Source organism: Faecalibacterium sp. AF27-11BH (assembly GCF_003603005.1).
GTDB classification, from domain to species: Bacteria; Bacillota; Clostridia; order Oscillospirales; family Ruminococcaceae; genus Faecalibacterium; species Faecalibacterium taiwanense.
The window spans coordinates 1-870 of sequence record NZ_QVGS01000035.1 but is presented as its reverse complement, the minus strand read 5'-3'; the positions used below and the strand labels follow the sequence as shown (position 1 = coordinate 870).

At 50.9% G+C, this 870-nt stretch carries 1 protein-coding gene; it reads right to left on the bottom strand.

Going from position 1 to position 870, the window contains the following annotated elements; all coding sequences use genetic code 11:
- The coding region (locus tag DWY76_RS13760) for a recombinase family protein (protein ID WP_120081606.1) at positions 1 to 870 on the bottom strand (870 nt) is incomplete at both ends.

Sequence of the window (870 nt, the reverse complement as noted above, 5' to 3'; positions counted from 1 at the left end):
TTCAGCATCCGGGGTGTCAGCTTTTTTGCTCTGGTGTACTTGCGAACCAGACTGATAAACATATCCGTTGTCATAGTTCGGCTGCTCTGCTTTTCGATTTCGGAGCGGAGCTGTTTGATTTTCTCGGTCAGCTCCTTTTGCTCGTCCTCATATCTCCGGGACATTCTGGAAAAGCGTTCATCAGAGATCTTGCCGGAAACATTGTCCTCATAGATGCGCTCAAAGAGGCCGTCCAGTTCTTCATCACGGGCAAGGAGTGCTTTCAACTCTTTCTCTTTCAGCTTGCGGTCGGCTTCGTCCGCCTGCTGGGAGTGCCCGATAACAGCCTTCAAAAAGTCGTCCTCATAGAGGCTGGCAAACTTGGTCAGCCGCCGAATTTCGCCCAGCACCACTTCTTCCAGAAAGTCTACCCTGATGTAGTGGGTGGATTGGCAGGTGCCGCGATTGCCCTTGTAGTTGGAGCAGTTGAAATACTTGATTTCCGGGTTGCCCTGATTGAAGTGGAAATGCAGATTGCAGCCGCAGTCTGCGCAGACAAGTAAGCCAGAGAACATATTGTGTTCTCCGTTGCTGGTACGACGTTTGCGCATTTTTCCGCGTTTCTGCTGTACCTGCTCAAACACGGCACGTTCAATAATGGGTTCGTGAACATCTTGGAACACCACCCAATTTTCCGGGTCGTTATGAATCCGCTTCTTGTTCTTGTAGGACTTGGAGTAGGTTTTGAAGTTCAGAACATCACCACAATACTCCTGCTGGTACAGAAGATGGGTAATCGTGGAGCCATTCCACTTGGTAGCGGGCCGTATCTTGCTCCTTCCGGGACGGCCGATGCCTTTCTGAATCCAGTAGGCCTGCGGCGTCAGGATG